3 protein-coding genes are annotated in these 4,692 nt (G+C 60.2%); all 3 read left to right on the top strand.

The features are described 5' to 3' along the window. Positions 1 to 2,584: RHS repeat-associated core domain-containing protein (locus IFO71_RS21250; protein ID WP_225444863.1), on the top strand; the 2,584-nt coding region annotated here is incomplete at its 5' end. Positions 2,585 to 2,594: 10 nt separating this feature from the next. Continuing rightward, positions 2,595 to 3,500: a hypothetical protein gene (locus IFO71_RS21255; protein ID WP_192031697.1), complete on the top strand. Its 906-nt coding sequence runs from the start codon at positions 2,595 to 2,597 to the stop codon at positions 3,498 to 3,500. A gap of 240 nt (positions 3,501 to 3,740) precedes the next feature. Further along, positions 3,741 to 4,208, top strand: coding sequence for a DUF6882 domain-containing protein (locus tag IFO71_RS21260; protein WP_192031698.1), 468 nt, complete (start codon positions 3,741 to 3,743; stop codon positions 4,206 to 4,208). The last annotated feature ends 484 nt before the right edge of the window (positions 4,209 to 4,692 follow it).

Below are 4,692 nucleotides of genomic sequence, written 5' to 3' on the forward strand. Positions count from 1 at the left end.
AACCCGCAGCGTTTTCCTGGGAAATTCCGCTTACCGAATTACCGTCGCAACGACGGTTGACGACGACGATCGAAAAATGGCCGAAAGCGGGGTGTTTGTTCGGTTGGAGTGTGGGAATCAACAACAACGCAGCGGGCACGAAGATGAAACCGCACGTGAAGTCACTGCCTATCGCTACGACGATGCCGGTAACCTGACCCGCATCACCCTGCCCGATGGCAGCTATCTGGCCTATCGCTACAACGATGCCGGTCGGCTCACCCAGATTGCTGACGCGCTGGGAAATCGTATCGAGTACGCCTACGACGCGCTTGGCAATCGCACCAGCGAGCAGACCTTCGATGCGGCCAATGCGCTGCGCATGACCGAAACCCGGGTCTACGATGATCTGGGTCGGCTCGATGCGCTGCAACGTGCGCGCGACGAAGAGGTCACTCGCTTCGGCTACGACGGCAACGACAACGAAACCAGTATGCGTTCGCCGTTGCATGCGCTGGCTGCGACCAGCAGCTACGACGAATTGCAGCGACTGAAGTCCACCACTGATGCCAGCGGCGCCAGCATCGCCTACAGCTACGACGCCCAGGACAATCTACGCACCGTTACCGATCCGCGTAGCCTCACTACCGAGTACCGCTACAACGGCTTCGATGAGCTGACGCGCCTGATCAGCCCGGATACAGGAACAACTAACTACCAGTTCGACCCGGCCGGAAACCTGATCGGTCAGACGGACTCGCGTGGTCAAAGCAGCAGCTATGAGTATGATGAGGCCAGCCGGCTGCGCAAGGTCAGCTACAGCGACGAAACACTGAGCTTCACTTACGATGAAGTCGCCGGTGGCGAAGGCGCCCGCGGCCGTCTGACCAGCGCCACCACAGCGGCGGCCAACGGCAGTGGCATTCCGTCCACTACGCTGGCGTTTGCTTACGACGAACATGGAAAGATCGTTGAGCGGCAACAGACCGTTGGCGCCAGCGCTGCGCTGAGCACCTCACACGACTACGATGCCAACGGCAAGCTGCAGACCACGGTGCTGCCTTCTGGTGTCGAAGTCCGCTACAGCTACGGCAGCGATGGTCGTCTGTTGCGCATCCTGGTCAATGGTGTCGAGATCGTCCGCGAGATCGACTATTTCCCGCTCGGCGAGCCGAAGTCCTGGGCTTATGGCAGCAATCAGCGCTACACCCGTAGTTTCGACACCGATGGCCGCATCCGTGAACATAGTCTCGGCTCGGCGACTCGCACCCTGGCATACGACCACAACGGCCGCGTCGAGTCCATCAGCGACAGCGGCAGCGCCCAGTCCAACTGGAGCTTTGACTATGACGATGCCGATCGGCTGATCGCGGCTGACAATGCCGCCGCCGTCGGACCCACCGCCGGACTGAGCTTGGACTGGAGCTACGATTCAACCGGCAATCGTACGCAACAGACCAAACAGGTCGGCGCTGCTGCGGCCGAGGTGATCGACTTTGCGATCGCAACCAGCAGCAATCGCCTCAGCGCGATTGGCGCTGCTAGCCGCAGCTATGACGCCGCCGGCAACACCACGGCCTGGCGCGCCGAAGCCGGCGACTTCGTTGGACAGACGCTGCAGTCCAGCTATGGCGGACGCAATCGACTGCTGGCCGTGGATCGGGTGGATGTTGGCGGTAGCACCCGTATCGCCCGCTACGCCTACAACGCCTTTGGCGAGCGAGTGGGCAAGTGGTCCGCCGCTGCTCAAGCCAATACCCGACCCAGCGAGCAGTACGTTTACGATCAAGAGGGCCACCTGATCGGGCGTTACGATGGCGACGGCCAACTGCTGTTCGAACAGCTGTGGTTGGCCGACACCCCGATCGCCGTGATCAGACCCTCGGGCTCGACGCAGGGCGGCCAATCCATCCCCGCCAACGGCAGCGCCCCGGCGGTCGATGTGTACTTCGTCCACCCGGATCACCTCGACACCCCCCGTGCCCTGGTCAACCCCAACAACCAGATCGTCTGGCGCTGGGAGTCTGCGCCGTTCGGTGAAACTGCGGCCAATAGCAATCCCACTGGCCTCGGCAACTTCGATTACACCCTGCGTTTCCCCGGACAGCAGTACGACCGCGAGACGGGGCAGCACTACAACTACTTCCGTGATTACGAGGCGGGAAGCGGACGCTATGTGCAGTCGGATCCGATTGGGTTGGCGGGTGGGTCAAGCATATTCAGTTTTGTCGAGGCCCAGCCATTGGCTCGAACGGATCCCTGGGGGCTGGTCTCAGTGCCTCCACGTCTTCCGGGCGGGCCGACTCAAGGTGTACTGAATTGTAAGAAGGGCAACGTGCCCCTATCCAGCAGGCCGGCTGTACCGCCGAATCCCTCTTTTCCGCCGAAGTCACCTCCTGCAATTGCCTCGCAGCACGTAGAAGGACAGGCAGCAGCATTGTTGGAGCCGGGTGAAACTGGAGCGTTGGTCATCAATCACGAAGGTGGACCTTGCGGCTACTGTCAAGCCGGCGTCCCTAAGCTAATGAAGCCTGGAAGTAAGCTATGGGTTTCGTGGCCATCGGGTAGTGGATTCTTCACCTCGAACGGCTGGTTCAAGCTCTAGAGGGGGTGAAATGCATTCGACTCCAAATCTTGATCAGCAATTGGTGCGCATCCTGCAGAACGGGCCGCAGGAACTCGTATGGGAGATGGTTGAGTCGGTTGTTCATCAAGGGACTCGATTGGCCGGTGCTGCGAGTGTCGCTTCGGCCATCGTAGACGCAATTCGCCTTGAGCCAGTTCGTGTGGTGCTGCTAGCCAGGCCGCTCATGCAGTTGTGCCAGGGCGACCCATGGGCAAAATTCCCGGTATTGCTGTCGGACGAACACTTGGCTTGGAGTGAGTGCGAGAGTGAAAGCGGCGCATGTCAGGCGGTTGCGAGAGCTGCTGCGAACCTGTGTGGCGAACTGCTCCAAGATGGAGACTGGAGAGTAAGGCACGCTTCACGCTGTGTTGCGTTCTGGGAACGACCGCATCTGGCCTGTACAGCCAACAAACGCCAAGCGCACCAGCGGATAGAAGAACTAGGCATTGCATTGTCCTGGCTATTCAGTGGCGCACATAAGAACGTTTGTGCTCCTGTGGCCTGCTGTGACTCACTCATGTCCGGCTTAACAAGTTCCTCAGTCATTTCGAAAGCTGAAACTGAACTAGCGGTCTTGTCAGCTATTGAGTTGGGTTCAAACAATGATTTGATATGGTTTGATGGAGATCTTCTTCCGGCATTGCTATTCGCCGCCAAGGTTCTCCGCGATGACTTGATCGGCACATTGAGTGCGATTATCGAATCTGTACAGAGCAACCCGTTTCAGCTCCAATCCGTACTAGCCAATACTCTGAGACTGGTACGTTCGATGGATTGGAGCGATCATGAGCGAAAGTACTTTGGTTCATTGCAGACCAGTCTCGGCACTGAGGGCTGGACCTATCCGGAGCTTGTTACCTTGCGCCAGCTGGCCCGGGTCAGCTGCAGTGACTGACGTCGTGTTGGTGATCTAGCGCTGCGATACAGCAAGGTAGCTAGGTAGGGCGGGTGTTTCGACCCGCCGCTCTGTTGTTGTCGTTCGCCGCAACTACTCCGAGAATGCAACGAAGTCTTAGGTTCTACTGGTTGTTGGGCCTGCGCGGGGGGGCTCCCTAGGCGGGTCAAGACTCGCCCAGCGCTTTGCTGGCGGCAACAAGCCGCGGTCACCGGCATCTGCATCATTGAGGAATAGATCATGACTGACGACGAACTCGATGCCCTGTTCGCCGACGCCGCCGAATACTGCGAGGCGCAGCGACAACGACTGGTTGCGACGTGGGGCGTTGACGATGCCGGTCGGTGGGATGCCGATCTCGCTAGCGGCGACATTCGCTTCGTCACCGCGGCAGGGCTGGGTCTTCGCGGCTCGGTTGCGCTGCTCGGCACGCTGAAGGACGGCATCTGGAAATGGGGATGGGCCAATGAGTCATTGCCCGAGGCGGTGCGCTCCGGGTCGTGCTTCATGCAGGAGCTGGCTGAGCGCACCGGGCTGTCGATCTTCGCAGAAGTGGCGTGGCGCTGCACCGATGAGCAGGCCCAGGGTATCGCCGAACTGGCCTGCTTCGCCGTGGAGGGTGACTGCCCTTATCGCATGCACAGCCGCGGCGTCGATATCTACTGTGTCGTCGTTAGTCTTGCTGAGGAGCCCGCTGAAGGCACGTGATAACCATTAGTTGATCCCCGCTTTGAGGCCTCCACGGTCTGCGGCCTGAGTAGTCCTTGTGTTGTGCCGGGGTTGGTGGCCCGGTTTTTGGGCGGCATCGCAAGACGCCAAGACCCGCCCTCGCTTGTGCACCCGCCAAGGAACGGCGGCTGCTCGTTGCCGGGCAATCGGAAACGCTACTAGCAGGCTGCTGAGACCTCCATCCCGGAGGTTTTCGTGTGCAGCAGCCTGCAGCAGCCTGGACAGCCATCAACTAGGAAAAGTCCTACCCCGCGACGCGCGCTGGGTTGATTGAGCTGGCGCTGGAAGGCCCGCGCCATGCCGGGCAGGCCGAGGTCTGGCGGACGAACCTGGACACCCGGTGCGCCGGCACAAACCGGCAGAACATCGGAGGGGCAGTTCCTCTACTCGCGAAGGGCTAGCCACCCAGCGGGGCACCGAGTCATGGACCGAAGCCGGTAACGGTGAGGTTAAGCGTTGACAG

This window comes from Pseudomarimonas arenosa, from assembly GCF_014841215.1.
Classification (GTDB): Bacteria; Pseudomonadota; Gammaproteobacteria; order Xanthomonadales; family Xanthomonadaceae; genus Pseudomarimonas; species Pseudomarimonas arenosa.

What these genes read in the sequence shown, in the direction of transcription:
- IFO71_RS21255 (WP_192031697.1), top strand. Translation starts at nt 2,595, where the DNA reads ATGCATTCGACTCCAAATCTTGATCAGCAATTGGTGCGCATCCTGCAG.
- IFO71_RS21260 (WP_192031698.1), top strand. Translation starts at nt 3,741, where the DNA reads ATGACTGACGACGAACTCGATGCCCTGTTCGCCGACGCCGCCGAATAC.